A 15,792-nucleotide genomic window follows, 5' to 3' on the forward strand; every position below is an offset into this window, starting at 1 on the left:
GGCGGCCGCGCCGCCCCCGGCGCACGTTCGTGACCTGGGCGGCTCCCCGGTCCGCCGGGCACCGATCCGGATAATGATCGTCCTGTTGTCGGTGCGGCCCGGTACGCTCGAAAGCACGATGACAGAGGACCTCTCACCGGCCGAGCGGTACGCGGCGGCCCGCAAGCGCGCCGCCGAGCAGGCCACCGCGCTCGCCTCCTTCCGCGAGATGTACGACTTCGGCCTCGACCCGTTCCAGATCGAGGCCTGCCAGGCGCTGGAGGCGGGCAAGGGCGTACTGGTGGCCGCGCCCACCGGCTCGGGCAAGACGATCGTCGGCGAGTTCGCCGTCCACCTCGCCCTGGAGCAGGGCAGGAAGTGTTTCTACACCACCCCCATCAAGGCGCTGTCGAACCAGAAGTACGCCGACCTGTGCCGTCGCTACGGCACCGACCAGGTGGGCCTGCTCACCGGCGACAACAGCGTGAACTCGGGCGCCCCGGTGGTCGTGATGACCACCGAGGTGCTGCGGAACATGCTGTACGCCGGTTCCCAGACCCTCACCGGCCTCGGGTACGTGGTCATGGACGAGGTGCACTACCTCTCCGACCGCTTCCGCGGCGCCGTCTGGGAGGAAGTGATCATCCACCTCCCCGAATCGGTGACGCTCGTCTCACTGTCGGCGACCGTGTCCAACGCCGAGGAGTTCGGCGACTGGCTCGACACCGTCCGCGGTTCCACCGAGGTGATCGTCTCCGAGCACCGGCCCGTCCCGCTGTTCCAGCACGTGCTGGCCGGACGCCGGATGTACGACCTGTTCGAGGAGGGCGAGGGCCGCAAGCGAGCCGTCAACCCTGACTTGACGCGGATGGCCCGCATGGAGGCCAGCCGGCCGTCCTACCAGGACCGCAGGCGCGGACGGCACATGCGCGAGGCCGACCGCGAGCGGGAGCGCAGACAGCGTTCCCGGATCTGGACGCCGGGCCGGCCCGAGGTCATCGAGCGGCTGGACAGCGCGGGCCTGCTGCCCGCGATCACCTTCATCTTCAGCCGCGCCGGCTGCGAGTCCGCCGTCCAGCAGTGCCTGTACGCGGGGCTGCGGCTCAACGACGAGGAGGCGCGGGAACAGGTGCGCGCCCTGGTCGAGGAGCGCACGGCCGCCATCCCCGCCGAGGACCTGCACGTCCTGGGCTACTACGAGTGGCTGGAGGGCCTGGAGCGCGGCATCGCCGCCCACCACGCGGGCATGCTGCCGACCTTCAAGGAGGTCGTCGAGGAGCTGTTCGTACGGGGACTGGTCAAGGCCGTCTTCGCCACCGAGACGCTCGCCCTGGGCATCAACATGCCCGCCCGTTCGGTGGTGCTGGAGAAGCTCGTCAAGTGGAACGGCGAGCAGCACGCCGACATCACCCCGGGTGAGTTCACCCAGCTCACCGGCCGGGCCGGCCGTCGCGGCATCGACGTCGAGGGCCACGCCGTGGTGCTGTGGCAGCGCGGTATGAACCCGGAGCACCTCGCCGGCCTCGCGGGCACCCGCACCTACCCGCTGCGCTCCAGCTTCAAGCCGTCGTACAACATGGCGGTCAACCTGGTCGAGCAGTTCGGCCGGCATCGCTCGCGGGAGCTGCTGGAGACCTCCTTCGCCCAGTTCCAGGCCGACAAGTCGGTGGTCGGGATCTCCCGGCAGGTGCAGCGCAACGAGGAGGGGCTGGAGGGCTACAAGGCCTCCATGACCTGCCACCTCGGCGACTTCGAGGAGTACGCGCGGCTGCGCCGCGAGCTGAAGGACCGGGAGACCGAGCTGGCCCGGCAGGGCGTGGCGCAGCGGCGGGCCGAGGCCGCCGTCGCGCTGGAGAAGCTGAAGCCCGGTGACGTCATCCACGTGCCCACCGGCAAGTACGCGGGGCTGGCCCTGGTGCTGGACCCGGGGCTGCCCGCCGGGCGGTCCAACGGGCACCGCGGCTTCGAGCACCACGACGGGCCGCGCCCGCTGGTGCTGACCGCGGAGCGCCAGGTCAAGCGGCTGGCGTCGATGGACTTCCCGGTGCCGGTGGAGGCGCTGGATCGGATGCGGATCCCGAAGTCGTTCAATCCGCGCTCGCCGCAGTCCCGCCGGGACCTCGCCTCCGCGCTGCGTACCAAGGCCGGGCACATCCCGCCGGAGCGGGCCCGCAAGAAGCGGTCCGAGGCGGCCGACGACCGGGAGATCGCGCAGCTGCGCAAGTCGATCCGCGCCCACCCCTGCCACGGCTGCGACGACCGCGAGGACCACGCCCGCTGGGCCGAGCGCTACCACCGGCTGCTGCGGGACACCTCGCAGCTGGAGCACCGGATCGAGGGCCGCACCAACACCATCGCCCGCACTTTCGACCGGATCGTGGCGCTGCTGACCGAGCTGGACTATCTGCGCGGCGACGAGGTCACGGAGCACGGCAAGCGGCTGGCCCGGCTCTACGGCGAGCTGGACCTGCTGGCCAGCGAGTGCCTCAGGGAAGGTGTCTGGGAGGGCCTCGGCCCGGCCGAGCTGGCCGCCTGTGTCTCGGCCCTGGTGTTCGAGTCCCGGGCCGCCGACGACGCGACGGCCCCCAAGGTGCCCTCGGGCAAGGCGAAGGCCGCGCTCGCCGAGACGGTCCGGATCTGGGGGCGGCTGGACGCCCTGGAGGAGGACTTCCGGATCAGCCAGACCGAGGGGGTCGGCCAGCGCGAGCCGGATCTCGGCTTCGCCTGGTCGGCGTACATGTGGGCGTCCGGCAAGGGCCTGGACGAGGTGCTGCGGGAGGCGGAGATGCCGGCCGGCGACTTCGTGCGCTGGTGCAAGCAGGTCATCGACGTGCTCGGCCAGATCTCGGCCGCCGCGCCCGCCGACGGCTCGACCGTGCCGAAGAACGCGCGCAAGGCGGTCGAGGGACTGCTGCGCGGAGTGGTCGCCTACTCGTCGGTGGGGTAGCCCCCGGGGCACGAGTTCAGGGCGCCCGAGCGTTGTCGCTCGGGCGCCCTCGTCATGTCCCGGCCCGCCGGTTCACTCGTTACGGTGAGTGACAATCGCACGCTCGTCCGTCGATACTTTACGTATTCGAATGGCTCCGTAGCGTGCAAATGGAACTGAGGCTACTCCTGCCCCGGTGTCCGTTTCAGGTGCTTGCCGAATATGACACGGCGTTGATCCGCTCGGACTAAGCTCGCCCGCAGCGCGCCGAGTTGAGGTGTATTCGCGCGTTTGTTCCCAATATAGCGAAGTAGCCCACAATCGCATGACATACCCCCCTGCACGCTTCCCCATCCCCGCCGATTCGTTCTCAGAGGGCCTACATGGTGAGTGTTGAATCCCCTCCTGGTCACCGCGAACTCCCCTACACACGCGTCCTGTTGCTGCCCGCCATACTGATGGCGGCGGCGACCGGGGCCGCCGTCGCCGTGGTGACGGACCCGGCCCGGCCCGCGGTCGGCCTGTGCGGTGGCCTGGCCACCCTGCTGGTGATCGTGACGGGCGCCGAAGCGGTCCGCCGGGGCCGCGTCCTGCGGGCCCTGCGCGCCGAGCACGCCCGTCACACGGAGTATCTGGAACGCCGGATCGCCGGCCACGACGAGGACATGGCCCGGCTCGTCGACGAGGTCCTCCCAGCCGCGCTGCACTACATGCGGCGCGGCAACACCCCGCGCGAGGTGATGCGCGACCTCGGCGACCTCGATCCGTCCTACGCGCACCTGCACGAGCCGCAGCGCAAGCTGATCCGCACGGTGGTCGAGACCATCGACCACGAGGAGGCGCTGCGGGACTCGGCCGCGCGCTCCTTCGTCGACGTCGCCCGGCGCGTCCAGGCCATCGTCCACCAGCAGAACAAGGAACTGCGGGAGATGGAGGAGGACCACGGCCGCAACCCCGAGGTCTTCGACGACCTGCTGCGCATCGACCACGGCACCGCGCTGATCGGCCGCCTCGCCGACTCCGTCTCCGTCCTCGGCGGCGGCCGCCCCGGCCGCCAGTGGCCCCAGCCGGTGGCGCTGTACAGCGTGCTGCGCGGCGCCATGTCCCGGATTCTGGAGTACCGCCGCATCCACCTGGCCTCCATCGCCAAGGTCAACATCAAGGGCACCGCGGTCGAGCCGGTCATCCACGCCGCGGCCGAGCTGCTCGACAACGCCACCCGCTACTCCCCGCCGAACACCAAGGTCAACGTCACCGCGACCGAGGTGCAGACCGGCGTCGCCATCGAGATCGAGGACGCCGGCGTCAACCTCAGCGAGGAGTCCCGGCTGCGCATCGAGGGCATGCTGGAGGCCGCCAAGCGCGGCACCGACCTCCAGGACCTCGCGGGCAACCCGCGCCTCGGCCTGTCCGTCGTCGGCCGCCTGTGCACGACGTACGACATGCAGGTCTCGCTGCGCGCCTCCGCCTATGGCGGGGTCCGCGCCATCCTGGTCGTGCCGAGCAACATGATGACCACCGAGCCCGGCGTGGGACTCGCCCACGGCATCGGCGCCACCTCCATCCCGCTGCCCGGCCCGGACGCGCTCCCCGGCCCCGAGCGCAAGCCCAAGAAGCGCCGCCCCACCAGCCCGCGGATCCCGGACTCGGTGTCCCTGGAGGACGACGTCCCCGAGGTCACCGAGTGGACGGCGGGCGGCCTGCCGCAGCGCCGCAGCCGGGTCAAGATGCCGCTCACCCAGCGCTACGCCGAACAGGCCGCCTACGAGCGGGCCGAGGCCGAGCGCGAGGCCCGCGAGGCCGCCGAGCGCGCCCGCAACGCCCGCTGGTCGACCCCCGAGCCGGAACCGGAGCCGGAGCGGAAGCCGGACGACGAGCCACTGCCGGGGCAGTGGGTCGAGGCCTTCTGGGAGGGCCTCAAGGGCGACCCGGCACCGGCCCCCGACGCGTTCACCCAGCCGCCCCATGAGCCGGCCCACGCCCCGGCCGACGACGAGGGAGACCTCAAGTGATCGAGCAGCAAGGAAAGTTCGACTGGATGCTCAGGGATCTCTACGACGGCGTCCCGGGCATCGAGATGATCGTGGTGCTCTCCGCCGACGGACTGCGCATCGCCCGCTACTCCGGTGACCCGGACGCCGCCGACCGGGTGGCCGCCGCCTGCGCCGGACTCCAGAGTCTGGCCGGCGCGGTGGCCCACGAGATCCCGAACAGCGACGGCCGGATGAAGCTGGTCGTCATCGAGATCGACGGCGGCTACTTCTATCTGATGGCCGCCGGTCCCAACGCCTATCTGGCGGTGCTCTCCGACGTCACCTGCGAGCCCGGCCGGATGAGTAACCGCATGCAGGACCTGGTCGCCCGCATCGGCCCCCACCTGACCAGTCCCGCCCGGCGCAACGGGCAGACCGTATGACTCCTCCCCAGCGCCAGAGGCGATTTTCCGCGCAAGAGCCGTCCGCCCGGCCCCCCGCGGAGGGCGCACCTTCTCCGGGAAACGTCACGGGCAATCCCGAGCGGCTGTTCGTCATCGGCGGTGACGCGGGCGGGGAGCGCGCGGACATCGACCTGGTGACCCTGATCGTGGCGCGCACCGAACCGCCGGCGTCGGCGACGCCCGAGCAGGCCGCCCTGCTCCGGTTGTGCGTCGCGCCCCTGTCCGTGGCGGAACTCTCGGCCTACCTGAGCCTGCCGTTCAGCGTGGTGACCGTACTGCTCACCGAGATGCTGGCAGCGGAACTGGTACAGGCCCGCGCCCCGATCGTCCGGCAGAAGGTCGCCGACCGGTCCCTCCTCGAAGCGGTGATGCATGGACTTCAAAAACTCTGACACCATTCCCGGCCCGCGCACGGAGGACCGGCTGCCGCACACGGCCGAGGCCGCCGTGAAGATCGTCATCGTGGGCGGTTTCGGCGTCGGCAAGACCACCATGGTCGGATCGGTCAGCGAGATCAGACCGCTGACCACCGAAGAGACCATGACCCAGGCCGGCATCGGGGTCGACGACAACTTCGGTTCCGCCTCCAAGACGGCGACCACCGTCGCCATGGACTTCGGCCGCATCAGCATCACCGACCAACTGGTGCTCTACCTCTTCGGCACCCCCGGCCAGGAGCGCTTCTGGTTCCTGTGGAACGGGCTGTTCGAGGGCGCGCTCGGCGCGGTCGTGCTGGTGGACACCCGCCGGCTGGAGGTCAGCTTCGACGTCATGGGGCGGCTGGAGGAGCGCGGTGTGCCGTTCGTGGTCGCCGTCAACTCCTTCCCGGACGCACCTCGTTACCCCCTGCCCGAGTTGCGCACGGCCCTCGACCTGTCCGAAGACATCCCGATCATGGAGTGTGACGTGCGCCGCCGGGCCTCCAGCCGGGACGTCCTGATGACCCTGATGCGCTTCCTGCACTCCCTGGCCATGACGGGCGCGCTCACCTGACCGCCGCCCACCCCGCACACCTGACACCTGACTTACTTTCAGCTCCGGAGCGACCACTGTGACGTCTGAAACCCACTCCCTGACCGGAACGGGCGATACCGCCGCCGGCCCGCCCCCCGGCTGCCCCGCGCACGGCCTCGGACCCGGCGGGCTGCACCGGCTGCACGAGGCCGAGGACCTGGACGAGCTGTACGAACAGCTGCGGGAACAGCACGGAGCGGTGGCGCCCGCGCTGATCCACGACGACGTGCCCGTGTGGGTGGTCCTCGGGCACTCCGAGAACCTGCACATGGTGAGCACGCCCGCGCAGTTCTGCCGGGACAGCCGGATCTGGACCCCGCTGAAGGAGGGCATGGTCAAGCCCGACCACCCCCTCATGCCGCACATCGCCTGGCAGCCCATCGCCTCCCACGTCGAGGGCGACGAGCACAAGCGGCTGCGCGGCGCCGTCTCCGGGGCCATGTCCACGATCGACTTCCGCAGTCTGCGCCGGCACATCAAGCGGCACACCCAGCGGCTGGTCAACCGGTTCTGCGAGGAGGGCCGGGCCGACCTGGTCGGCCAGTTCGCCGAGCATCTGCCGATGGCCGTGATGTGCGAACTCCTCGGCATGGCGGACGACTACGACGACCGGCTGGTGGAGGCCGCCCGGGACGCGCTCAAGGGCACCGACACGTCGCTCGCCAGCCACACCCACGTGATGGAGGTGCTGAGCCGCCTCACCGCGCGCCGCCGCGCCGAGCCCGGCGAGGACTTCACCACCCACCTCATCAACCATCCGGCGGACCTCAGCGACGACGAGGTCCGGGAGCACCTGCGGCTGATCCTCTTCGCCGCCTACGAGAACACGGCGAACCTCATCTCCAACGTGCTGCGCGTGGTCCTCACCGACCCGGGGTTCCGCGCGCAGCTCAGCGGCGGTCAGATGACGGTGCCCGAGGCGGTCGAGCAGTCCCTGTGGGACGAGCCGCCGTTCAGCACGATCTTCGCCTACTTCGCCAAGCAGGAGACCGAGCTGGGCGGTCAGCGGATCCGCTCGGGCGACGGACTGCTGCTCGGCATCGCGCCGGGCAACGTCGACCCGCGCATCCGCCCCGACCTGGCCGCCAACATGCAGGGCAACCGTTCCCACCTCGCCTTCGGCGGCGGGCCGCACGAATGTCCCGGCCAGGACATCGGCCGGGCCATCGCCGACTCCGGCGTCGACGCCCTGCTGATGCGGCTGCCGGACGTCCAGCTCGCCTGTGCCGAGGACGAGCTGCGCTGGCGGTCCTCGATCGCGTCCCGGCACCTGGTGGAGCTGCCGGTGCGGTTCGAGCCGAAGCCGCCGCAGGATGTGACGCAGGCGCCCAGCCACGCCCCGGCCCCGCCGCAGCAGGCCCCTTGGCACGTGGGAGCGCCGCTGCCGCGGCCGGTGGGCGAGTCGGGGCCCTCGCCCGTCGTGACCCGGCCGGCGCCACCCGCCGCCGACCGCGCCGCGGCGACGGCACCTGGGGAACCGGCGCGTCCGCTCGGTGCGTGGCGGCGCCTGGTGCGCTGGTGGCGCGGTTACTGACCGGCGGCGGGCCGGGCTCCGCCACCGGCGGCCCAGTCCGAGTAGGAGATCCAGGCGGTGAGGGTGCGGGCGCTGCGGAAGCGGTGCTCGCGTCCGGTGAGCGGGTCGGTGAAGGCCAGCTCGCGGGCCAGCAGTTGCAGCGGGCGCCGGAAGTCGTCCGCGGGGACGGGGCCGGTCACCTCCGGGTAGAGCGGGTCACCGAGGATCGGGACGCCGAGCGCGGTCATGTGGACGCGTAGTTGGTGGGTCTGGCCGGTGGTGGGGGTGAGGCGGTAGCGGGCCAGCTCTGGGGTCGGGGGCGTTGGCGGTGGGTTGGTGGCCGGTTCCGGCGACGGTGCCGTCGTCGGCCACGGGCGCCGGTCGATCAGCTCGATGTGGCTCACGGCGTTCGGCTCGCCCTCGGTCTCCTGGGCGGTCAGCACCCCGCGTTCCTTCACGATCCGGCTCCGTACGGTCCGGGGGAGGGGGAGTGCGGGGGCGTACGGGGCGACGGCCTCGTAGGTCTTGTGGACCAGCCGGTCGCGGAACAGGGTCTGGTAGGCGCCGCGTTCCTCGGGGCGCACGGTGAACAGGACCAGTCCGGCGGTCAGGCGGTCGAGGCGGTGCGCGGCGCTGAGCGTGGGGACGCCCAGTTCGCGGCGCAGGCGGGCCAGGGCCGTCTGTGTGACGTGGCCGCCGCGTGGGGTGGTGGCCAGGAAGTGCGGTTTGTCGGCGACCACGATGTGCTCGTCGCGGTAATGGACGAGCAGCGGGAAGGGGACCGGTACTTCGGGAGGCAGTTCGCGGTGGAACCAGACGAACATGCCGGGCCGGTAGGGGGCGTCGGCCGCGACCGGGCGGCCGTCGGCGGCGACCACCAGACCCGCGTCGAACATCTCGGCGACGACGCCGGGCGCCGCGCCGGAGAGGCGTTCGACGAGGTGGTCGCGGACCGTGGCCCACGGGCCCTCGGCGGGCAGCCGCAGCCGCACCGGGTCGACCCCGTCGCGCTGGGGGAGCGGGGAAGGCGGGGGCGGGGTGCGGCGTCTCATCGTGGGCCAAGGGTACGAGGCCGGGGGCCCTGGGCGGCGAAGGTGCTGAGCCATGGGTACGAGGCAGGCCCGGGCGCCGGGGCGTCGGAAATCGCTGGTGGGTGGCGTGAGCGCGCTGGGAGGATGCGGATCATGCCCTATCTGACGAGCCCGGTTCTCCCCGCCGGCACGCTGTCCCGTACCGCTCAGCCCACGATCGCCACCGGTGACGGACTCCTGCTGCGTCCCTGGCGGGAGGAGGACGCGCCCGCCGTCTACGAGGCGTTCCAGGACCCGTTGATGCACCAGTGGCACATCCGGGCCGCCGACTCCGTGGCGGAGGCGCGCGGCTGGACGGTCGAGTGGCGGCGGGCCTGGGCCGAGGAGCGGAACGTGCAGTGGGCGGTCGCCGACGCGGCCGACGACCGGCTGCTCGGCCGGGTGGCCCTGCGCGATGTGCTGCTCGGTGACGGGGTGGCCGAGGTGGCGTACTGGACCACGGCGGCGGCCCGTGGACGGCGGGTGGCCACGCGGGCCACGGTGGCGCTCGCCCGCTGGGCCTTCGAGGTCGGTCTGCACCGGCTGGAGCTGACCCATGCCGTCGCCAACCCGGCTTCCTGCCGGGTCGCGGCAAGGGCGGGGTTCGTGCTGGAGGGGGTCAAGCGCAGCGCGCTGCGGCACCCGGACGGGTGGCACGACATGCATCTGCACGCCCGCCTGAGCGACGACTGAGCCGACTGAGTGGGTGGGGCCGGTGGAGCGACGGCGCCCACCCCGTGGCGCCCCGTGGGGAGGGCAAGGCGCGGTCCGGTGGCGCGGGTGCCTGCCTCGTGGGCCGGGGGCGCCTACGGAGCACCGACAGGGCGCGACCTGGCCGGCGACTCGAGGGCCCAGCCTGGGCTGTCCGGGCGTGACCTGGCCGACGACGCGAGGGCCCCGACCAGGGCCGGCCGTGGTGAGTGCCGCGCGGCCGGTGTGAGAGCGCTGCGGGGTGTGGACGCGGTCGCGCCCGGCCCGAGGGCGGTGTGCGGGGGTGGCGGCGGATGTGCCGGACGCGCGTGGCTGTCAGCCCGCGGAAGCGGCGGAGCCGCCCTCCTGTTCCGCCTCGACCTGGGCGTTCCACTCGCGCTTGGAGGACTGCCAGCCGTCCTCGTTGTGGCCCAGCCGCCAGTAGCCGGAGATGGAGAGGTCCTCGCGGGGGAACTGCCGCTCGACCCGGAGCAGTTTGCGCAGTTCCTTCACGCAGCCCGCCTCGCCGTGCACGAAGGCGTGCACCCGGCCCGCGGGGAACTCCAGGGCGCGGACGGCCTCGACCAGCGCCTCGCCGACCGGACGGTCGCCGCGGTGCAGCCAGACGACCTCCACGGCGGAGTCGATCTTCTGCTCCTCCTCGGGACCGGCGACCTCCACGAAGGCGAAGGCGCGCGCCCCCTCGGGGAGCGCCTCCAGCGAGCGGGCGATCGCGGGCAGCGCGCTCTCGTCACCGGCCAGCAGATGCCAGTCGGCGGTGGGGTCGGGGGCGTAGCCGCCGCCGGGGCCCATGAAGAGGATGGTCTCGCCGGGCCGGACGTCCCGCGCCCAGGGGCCGGCCAGGCCCTCGTCGCCGTGGACGACGAAGTCCAGGGTCAGCTCGCGCAGGGCGGCGTCCCAGTGCCGCACCGTGTAGGTGCGGGTCACCGGCCACTGCTCGCGGGGGAACTCCGCGCGGATCTGCTCCATGTCGAACGGCTCGGGGTAGGTCGCGCCGCCGGACGGGAAGAGCAGTTTCACGTAGTGGTCGGTGCAGGTGTCCGCCGAGAAGGCGGCCAGCCCCTCGCCGCCGAGGACCACCCGCTGCATGTGCGGGGTGAGCCGTTCGGTGCGGACGACCTGCGCGGAGTGCGGCTTCCGCGGCTTGCGTCCCGGTCGGTCTGCCATGACGGCCTCCCAAAGCATGAGTTAGGTTTGCCTAAGTTAGCATCCCTCTCCCAGTGTGCGCCTGAGCAACCCACCGGGCTCAGGAACCCAGCGTGGTCAGCAGGCGTTGCAGTGATCCGCCCAGGCCCCAGCGGGCCGCGAGGGCGCCCAGCGCCTCCGGGTCGCGGGGAGTGCGCGGCAGCGCGGTGTCGACGTCGGGCAGCGGGACGTCGTCCGCGACCCGGACCACCTTCGGGGCCACCGCGAGATAGGGCCGGGCCGCGTCCAGCCGCCGGCGCTGGGCCGGGGTGAGCCCCGCCGCCGGGTCGTCGACCGCGGCCAGGATGCCGGGCAGGTCGCCGAACTGGGCCAGCAGCTTGGCCGCGGTCTTCTCGCCGACGCCGGGCACCCCGGGCAGGCCGTCGCTCGGGTCGCCGCGCAGCAGCGCCAGGTCGGCGTAGCCGCGGCCGTCGACGCCGTACTTCTCGCGCAGCCATGCCTCGTCGGTGAGCTGGAGGGTGCCGACGCCCTTGAGTGGATAGAGCACGCGGACGCCGCGGGCGTCGTCGACGAGCTGGTAGAGGTCGCGGTCGCCGGTGACGATGTCGACCGGGCCGGCCGCCCGCGCGGTGTAGCTGCCGATCACGTCGTCCGCCTCGTACTCCGGGACGCCGACGCGGGCGATGCCCACCGCGTCGAGGACGGCCTCGATGACCGGGACCTGCGGGGAGAGGGTGTCGGGGACCTCCTCCTCGTCCGGTCCCGCCGGGCGCTCGGCGGCGACCCGGTGTGCCTTGTAGGAGGGGATCAGCTCCACCCGCCAGGCCGGCCGCCAGTCGGCGTCCATGCAGGCGACCAGGTGATCCGGCCGGTGGTCCTTCACCAGCCGGTCGATGAAGTCGAGCAGTCCGCGCACGGCGTTCACCGGCGAGCCGTCGGGGGCCCGCACGGAGTCGGGGACGCCGAAGTAGGCCCGGAAGTAGAGGGAGGCGGTGTCGAGGAGCATGAGTCGTCCGGTCACGCACCGCATCATGCCGCAGGGCGGGGCGGGCGCACGCGAGGGTCGCCCGGAAGGAAAGGGAGGTGTACGGGCCGTGACTGACACGTGTCCCAGAAGTGAAGCAGATCACATAAGTGTTTGGCCGATAAGGAACAGGGCAGGTGCGCACCCGAACCAAAGCTGGTTGAAAACTTCAACTGTTAGCCAGTCTTCGGATCTTGTCCCTGTCCCCGAGCCAAGAGGTAAGCGTGTCAGCCAGGCTTGAGGCCGAGCATCTCTACAAGGTGTTCGGCAGAAAACCCGACCAGGCAGTCGAACGACTGCGCCAGGGAGCCGAGAGGGAGGAACTGCGCGCCGACGGCACCACGGCAGCCGTCATCGACGCGTCCTTCACCGTCGAACCGGGCGAGATCTTCGTCGTCATGGGCCTGTCCGGGTCCGGCAAGTCCACGCTGCTGCGCATGCTCAACGGCCTGCTGGAGCCGACCGGCGGCCACGTCCGCTTCGGCGGCGAGGACCTGACCGAGCTCGGCGACCGGAAGCTGCGCGAGGTCCGCTCCAAGAAGATCAGCATGGTCTTCCAGCACTTCGCGCTCTTCCCGCACCGCAGTGTCCGCGACAACGCCGGCTACGGCCTGGAAGTGCAGGGCGTGCCCCGCGCCGAGCGCGAACGCCGCGCCGACGAGGCGCTCGCCCTGTGCGGCCTGGCCGGCTGGGAGAAGTCCTGGCCCGACGAGCTGTCCGGCGGTATGCAGCAGCGCGTGGGGCTGGCCCGCGCGCTGGCCACCGACGCCGACCTGCTGCTGATGGACGAGTCCTTCAGCGCCCTCGACCCGCTGATCCGGCGCGACATGCAGGACCAGCTGCTCGAACTCCAGAAGACGCTCAAGAAGACCATCGTCTTCATCACCCACGACCTCAACGAGGCCATGCGCCTGGGCGACCGCATCGCCATGATGCGCGACGGCCGCATCGTGCAGATCGGCACCGCGCAGGACATCCTGATCCGCCCGGCCAACGACTACGTCGCCTCCTTCACCCAGGACGTCGACCGCTCCCGGGTGCTCACCGCCGGCGCGGTGATGGAGACCGAGACGCGCGGCGACGAGGCCGACTGCGGCTGCGAGACCGCCACCCCCGAGACGTCGTTCACCGACCTGTGCGCGATCAGCGCGCGGGTGCCGCACCCGGTGGCCGTGCTGAACGGCGACGGCGACCTGGTCGGCGTCGTGCCGCGCCAGCGGCTGGTCGGCTTCCTCGGCGACGAGCAGGCCGACCCCGGGGTGTGCGACACCCCGCGAGACAAGGGCGGCGAGAAGGTGATGGCCCGTGCCTAGGATTCCGCTCGGTACCTGGGTCAATGACGCGGTCGACTGGCTGCTCGACCACGTGGCCTGGCTCTTCGACTTCTTCAAGACCGTCTTCACCGGCACCTACGACGGCATCGACGCCGTCCTCCAGGCGCCCGAGCCGCTGCTGCTGGCCGGCATCTTCGCGGTGATCGCGTTCTGGCTGCGCGGCACGCTCGCCGGTGTTCTCACCTTCGTCGGATTCGCGTTCATCGACTCCCTCGAACTGTGGGAGAACGCGATGATCACGCTCTCCCTGGTGCTGGTCGCCACCATCATCGCGCTGGTGATCGCCGTGCCGGTGGGCATCTGGGCGGCCCGCTCGGACCGGGTCAGCTCCGTGGTCCGGCCGGTGCTGGACTTCATGCAGACGCTGCCCGCGATGATCTACCTGATCCCGGCGATCCTGTTCTTCGGCACCGGCGCCTCCGCGGGCATCGTCGCCACCCTGATCTTCGCGCTCGCCCCCGGGGTGCGGATGACCGAGCTGGGCATCCGGCAGGTCGACAAGGAACTGGTCGAGGCGGCCGAGGCGTTCGGCACCACGCCCCGCAACACCCTGCTGCGGGTCCAGCTCCCGCTGGCGCTGCCCACCGTGATGGCGGGCGTCAACCAGGTCATCATGCTCGGCCTGTCGATGGCCGCGATCGCCGGCATGGTCGGCACCGGCGGCCTCGGCGGCGACGTCAACGAGGCCATCGGCCAGCTCAACGTGGGCCTCGGTTCCGAGGCCGGCGTCGCGATCGTGATCCTGGCGATCTACCTCGACCGGATGACCAGCGCCCTGGGCACCCAGGTCTCGCCGCTCGGCCGGCGCGCCGTGGCCCGGGCCCGGTCCCTGCACGGCATGAAGATCTGGTCCTACCGGCCCCGCCCGCAGATCGCCGTCGTGGGCGTCGTGATCCTGGCCCTGGTGGCCGGCGGCATGGGCGTGTTCGGCGGCTCCGGCGACTCCGAGTCGGTCGCCAGCGGCGACAACGTCGGCCAGGGCAAGAAGATCACCCTCGGCTACGTCCCCTGGGACGAGGGCGTCGCCTCCACCTTCCTGTGGAAGGAGATCCTGGAGGAGCGCGGCTACGAGGTCGAGGCCAAGCAGTTCGACGCCGGGCCGCTCTACACCTCCCTCGCGCAGGGCGACATCGACTTCGCCACCAACTCCTGGCTGCCGACCACCCACGCGCAGTACTGGAAGAAGTACGGCAGCAAGCTCGACGACCTCGGCGCCTGGTACGACAAGACGACGCTGGAGCTGACCGTCCCGGCGTACATGAAGGACATCAACACCCTCGCCGACCTCAAGGGCAAGGGCGACCTGTTCGGCGGCAAGATCACCGGCATCGAGTCCAGCGCCGGCGAGACGGGCCTGCTGAAGAGCAAGGTCCTCAAGGCGTACGGCCTGGACAAGGAGTACAAGGTCGTCGACAGCTCCACCCCGGCGATGCTCGCCGAGCTGAAGCGGGCGATCAGCAAGCAGGAGCCGATCGTCGTACCGCTGTGGTCGCCGCACTGGGCGTACAACGACTACGACCTCAAGAAGCTGAAGGACCCCAAGGGCGCCTGGGGCTCGGGCGACGGGGTGCACACGCTGTCCCGCAAGGGCTTCGCCGCCGACGACCCGACGGTCGCCAAGTGGCTGAAGAGCTTCAAGATGACGGAGGACCAGCTCACCAGCTTGGAGGCCGAGATCAACAAGTCCGGCAAGGGCAAGCAGCAGGACGCCGTCAAGACCTGGCTGAAGGACAATCCCGGGTTCGTGGACGAGATGGCCCCGGTCGAGTCCGGCTCCGGCTCGAACCCGGCGGAGGCCAAGCGCGCGCTGGACGTGGCCTGGTTCCCGTGGGACGAGGACGTCGCGGTCACCTATCTCTGGAAGAACGTCCTGGAGAAGCGCGGCTACGAGGTCAACACCAAGCAGATGGACGTCGGCCCGGTCTACACCGGCCTGGCCACCGGTGACCTGGACCTCAACTTCGACGCGTGGCTGCCGCACGCCCAGGCCAACTTCTGGGAGAAGAGCAAGGACGACCTCACGGACCTGGGCACCTGGTACTCACCGACCTCGCTGGAGGTCGCGGTGCCCAGTTACGTCAAGGACGTCAAGTCCATGGCGGACCTCAAGGGCAAGGCCGACCTCTTCGACGGGAAGATCATCGGCATCGAGCCGGGCACCGGTGAGATGAACCTGCTCAAGAAGGACGTGCTGCCCGGTTACGGCCTGGACGACGAGTACGACGTCGTCGACGGCTCCACGCCGGCCATGCTGGCCGAGCTGAAGCGGGCCATCGCCAAGGAGGAGCCGGTCGCGGTCGTCCTGTGGTCGCCGCACTGGGCGTACAGCGACTACGAGCTGACCAAGCTCAAGGACCCGAAGAAGCTCTGGGGCGACAACAACACGATCCACACGATCGCCAGCAAGTCGTTCCCCGAGCAGTACCCGCAGCTCACGAAGTGGATCAAGAACTTCAAGATGAGCGAGGACGAGCTCGGCAGCCTGGAGAGCGAGATCAAGGACCGGGGCCAGGGCCACGAGGAGGAAGCGGTGGCCGCCTGGCTGAAGGAGAACCCGGAGGTCGCGCAGCGGATGACCGCCGCGTAACCGTTCCGTGGACCGCCACCGAGGGGTGGGCCGTCCCGCGCTGTCACAGCG

The 15,792-nt window shown here is 71.1% G+C and carries 12 protein-coding genes; 9 read left to right on the plus strand and 3 right to left on the minus strand.

What is annotated here, in order from left to right; translation table 11 throughout:
• Window positions 1–73 precede the first annotated feature (73 nt).
• The 6 genes from ACTT8P_RS35630 to ACTT8P_RS35655 all read left to right on the plus strand — a co-directional run bounded on the left by ACTT8P_RS35630 (window position 74) and on the right by ACTT8P_RS35655 (window position 7,890).
• Entirely contained in the window at window positions 74–2,926 is a 2,853-nt protein-coding gene (locus ACTT8P_RS35630) for a DEAD/DEAH box helicase (protein WP_442835954.1), read from the plus strand.
• A 362-nt stretch (window positions 2,927–3,288) separates the two neighbouring features.
• Entirely contained in the window at window positions 3,289–4,917 is a 1,629-nt protein-coding gene (locus tag ACTT8P_RS35635; RefSeq protein WP_442835944.1) for an ATP-binding protein, read from the plus strand.
• 26 nt (window positions 4,918–4,943) lie between these two features.
• Window positions 4,944–5,321 (plus strand): roadblock/LC7 domain-containing protein, encoded by a 378-nt coding sequence (locus ACTT8P_RS35640; protein ID WP_442835955.1) that lies wholly within the window; start codon window positions 4,944–4,946, stop codon window positions 5,319–5,321.
• Complete coding sequence (locus tag ACTT8P_RS35645) at window positions 5,318–5,734, plus strand: DUF742 domain-containing protein (RefSeq protein WP_442835945.1); 417 nt, start codon at window positions 5,318–5,320, stop codon at window positions 5,732–5,734. The genes ACTT8P_RS35640 and ACTT8P_RS35645 overlap by 4 nt, the downstream gene beginning before the upstream one ends.
• Window positions 5,715–6,335 (plus strand): GTP-binding protein, encoded by a 621-nt coding sequence (locus ACTT8P_RS35650; protein WP_442835946.1) that lies wholly within the window; start codon window positions 5,715–5,717, stop codon window positions 6,333–6,335. Before ACTT8P_RS35645 ends, ACTT8P_RS35650 begins: the two co-directional genes overlap by 20 nt.
• Before the next feature lie 58 nt (window positions 6,336–6,393).
• Window positions 6,394–7,890: a cytochrome P450 gene (locus ACTT8P_RS35655; protein ID WP_442835947.1), complete on the plus strand. Its 1,497-nt coding sequence runs from the start codon at window positions 6,394–6,396 to the stop codon at window positions 7,888–7,890.
• On the opposite strand, the gene ACTT8P_RS35660 is transcribed toward ACTT8P_RS35655, so the two are convergent.
• Window positions 7,884–8,921, minus strand: a complete 1,038-nt coding sequence (locus ACTT8P_RS35660) for an RluA family pseudouridine synthase (protein WP_442835948.1) — start codon at window positions 8,919–8,921, stop codon at window positions 7,884–7,886. The two genes, ACTT8P_RS35655 and ACTT8P_RS35660, sit on opposite strands and share 7 nt — an antisense overlap.
• Before the next feature lie 132 nt (window positions 8,922–9,053).
• Between ACTT8P_RS35660 and ACTT8P_RS35665 the strand changes: the two genes are divergently transcribed.
• The gene (locus ACTT8P_RS35665) at window positions 9,054–9,632 is read left to right on the plus strand and encodes a GNAT family N-acetyltransferase (protein ID WP_442835949.1); all 579 of its coding nucleotides are present in this window, start codon (window positions 9,054–9,056) and stop codon (window positions 9,630–9,632) included.
• A 333-nt stretch (window positions 9,633–9,965) separates the two neighbouring features.
• Here ACTT8P_RS35665 and ACTT8P_RS35670 read toward each other — a convergent pair whose 3' ends face one another.
• Window positions 9,966–10,817 carry a siderophore-interacting protein gene (locus tag ACTT8P_RS35670; protein ID WP_442835950.1) on the minus strand — a complete coding sequence of 284 codons (852 nt, stop codon included), beginning with the start codon at window positions 10,815–10,817 and terminating at the stop codon, window positions 9,966–9,968.
• Window positions 10,818–10,896: 79 nt separating this feature from the next.
• Complete coding sequence (locus tag ACTT8P_RS35675; RefSeq protein ID WP_442835951.1) at window positions 10,897–11,829, minus strand: 5'-3' exonuclease; 933 nt, start codon at window positions 11,827–11,829, stop codon at window positions 10,897–10,899.
• 215 nt (window positions 11,830–12,044) lie between these two features.
• On the opposite strand from ACTT8P_RS35675, the gene ACTT8P_RS35680 reads away from it, so the two are divergent.
• Window positions 12,045–13,133: a quaternary amine ABC transporter ATP-binding protein gene (locus tag ACTT8P_RS35680; RefSeq protein ID WP_442835952.1), complete on the plus strand. Its 1,089-nt coding sequence runs from the start codon at window positions 12,045–12,047 to the stop codon at window positions 13,131–13,133.
• Window positions 13,126–15,741 (plus strand): ABC transporter permease/substrate binding protein, encoded by a 2,616-nt coding sequence (locus ACTT8P_RS35685; protein WP_442835953.1) that lies wholly within the window; start codon window positions 13,126–13,128, stop codon window positions 15,739–15,741. Before ACTT8P_RS35680 ends, ACTT8P_RS35685 begins: the two co-directional genes overlap by 8 nt.
• The last annotated feature ends 51 nt before the right edge of the window (window positions 15,742–15,792 follow it).

It is taken from the genome of Streptomyces sp. JW3, assembly GCF_052216785.1.
Classification (GTDB): Bacteria; Actinomycetota; Actinomycetes; order Streptomycetales; family Streptomycetaceae; genus Streptomyces.

What these genes read in the sequence shown, in the direction of transcription:
- ACTT8P_RS35630 (WP_442835954.1), top strand. Translation starts at nt 74, where the DNA reads ATGATCGTCCTGTTGTCGGTGCGGCCCGGTACGCTCGAAAGCACGATG.
- ACTT8P_RS35645 (WP_442835945.1), top strand. Translation starts at nt 5,318, where the DNA reads ATGACTCCTCCCCAGCGCCAGAGGCGATTTTCCGCGCAAGAGCCGTCC.
- ACTT8P_RS35675 (WP_442835951.1), bottom strand. Translation starts at nt 11,829, where the DNA reads ATGATGCGGTGCGTGACCGGACGACTCATGCTCCTCGACACCGCCTCC.
- ACTT8P_RS35635 (WP_442835944.1), top strand. Translation starts at nt 3,289, where the DNA reads ATGGTGAGTGTTGAATCCCCTCCTGGTCACCGCGAACTCCCCTACACA.
- ACTT8P_RS35640 (WP_442835955.1), top strand. Translation starts at nt 4,944, where the DNA reads ATGCTCAGGGATCTCTACGACGGCGTCCCGGGCATCGAGATGATCGTG.
- ACTT8P_RS35670 (WP_442835950.1), bottom strand. Translation starts at nt 10,817, where the DNA reads ATGGCAGACCGACCGGGACGCAAGCCGCGGAAGCCGCACTCCGCGCAG.
- ACTT8P_RS35650 (WP_442835946.1), top strand. Translation starts at nt 5,715, where the DNA reads ATGGACTTCAAAAACTCTGACACCATTCCCGGCCCGCGCACGGAGGAC.
- ACTT8P_RS35660 (WP_442835948.1), bottom strand. Translation starts at nt 8,921, where the DNA reads ATGAGACGCCGCACCCCGCCCCCGCCTTCCCCGCTCCCCCAGCGCGAC.
- ACTT8P_RS35665 (WP_442835949.1), top strand. Translation starts at nt 9,054, where the DNA reads ATGCCCTATCTGACGAGCCCGGTTCTCCCCGCCGGCACGCTGTCCCGT.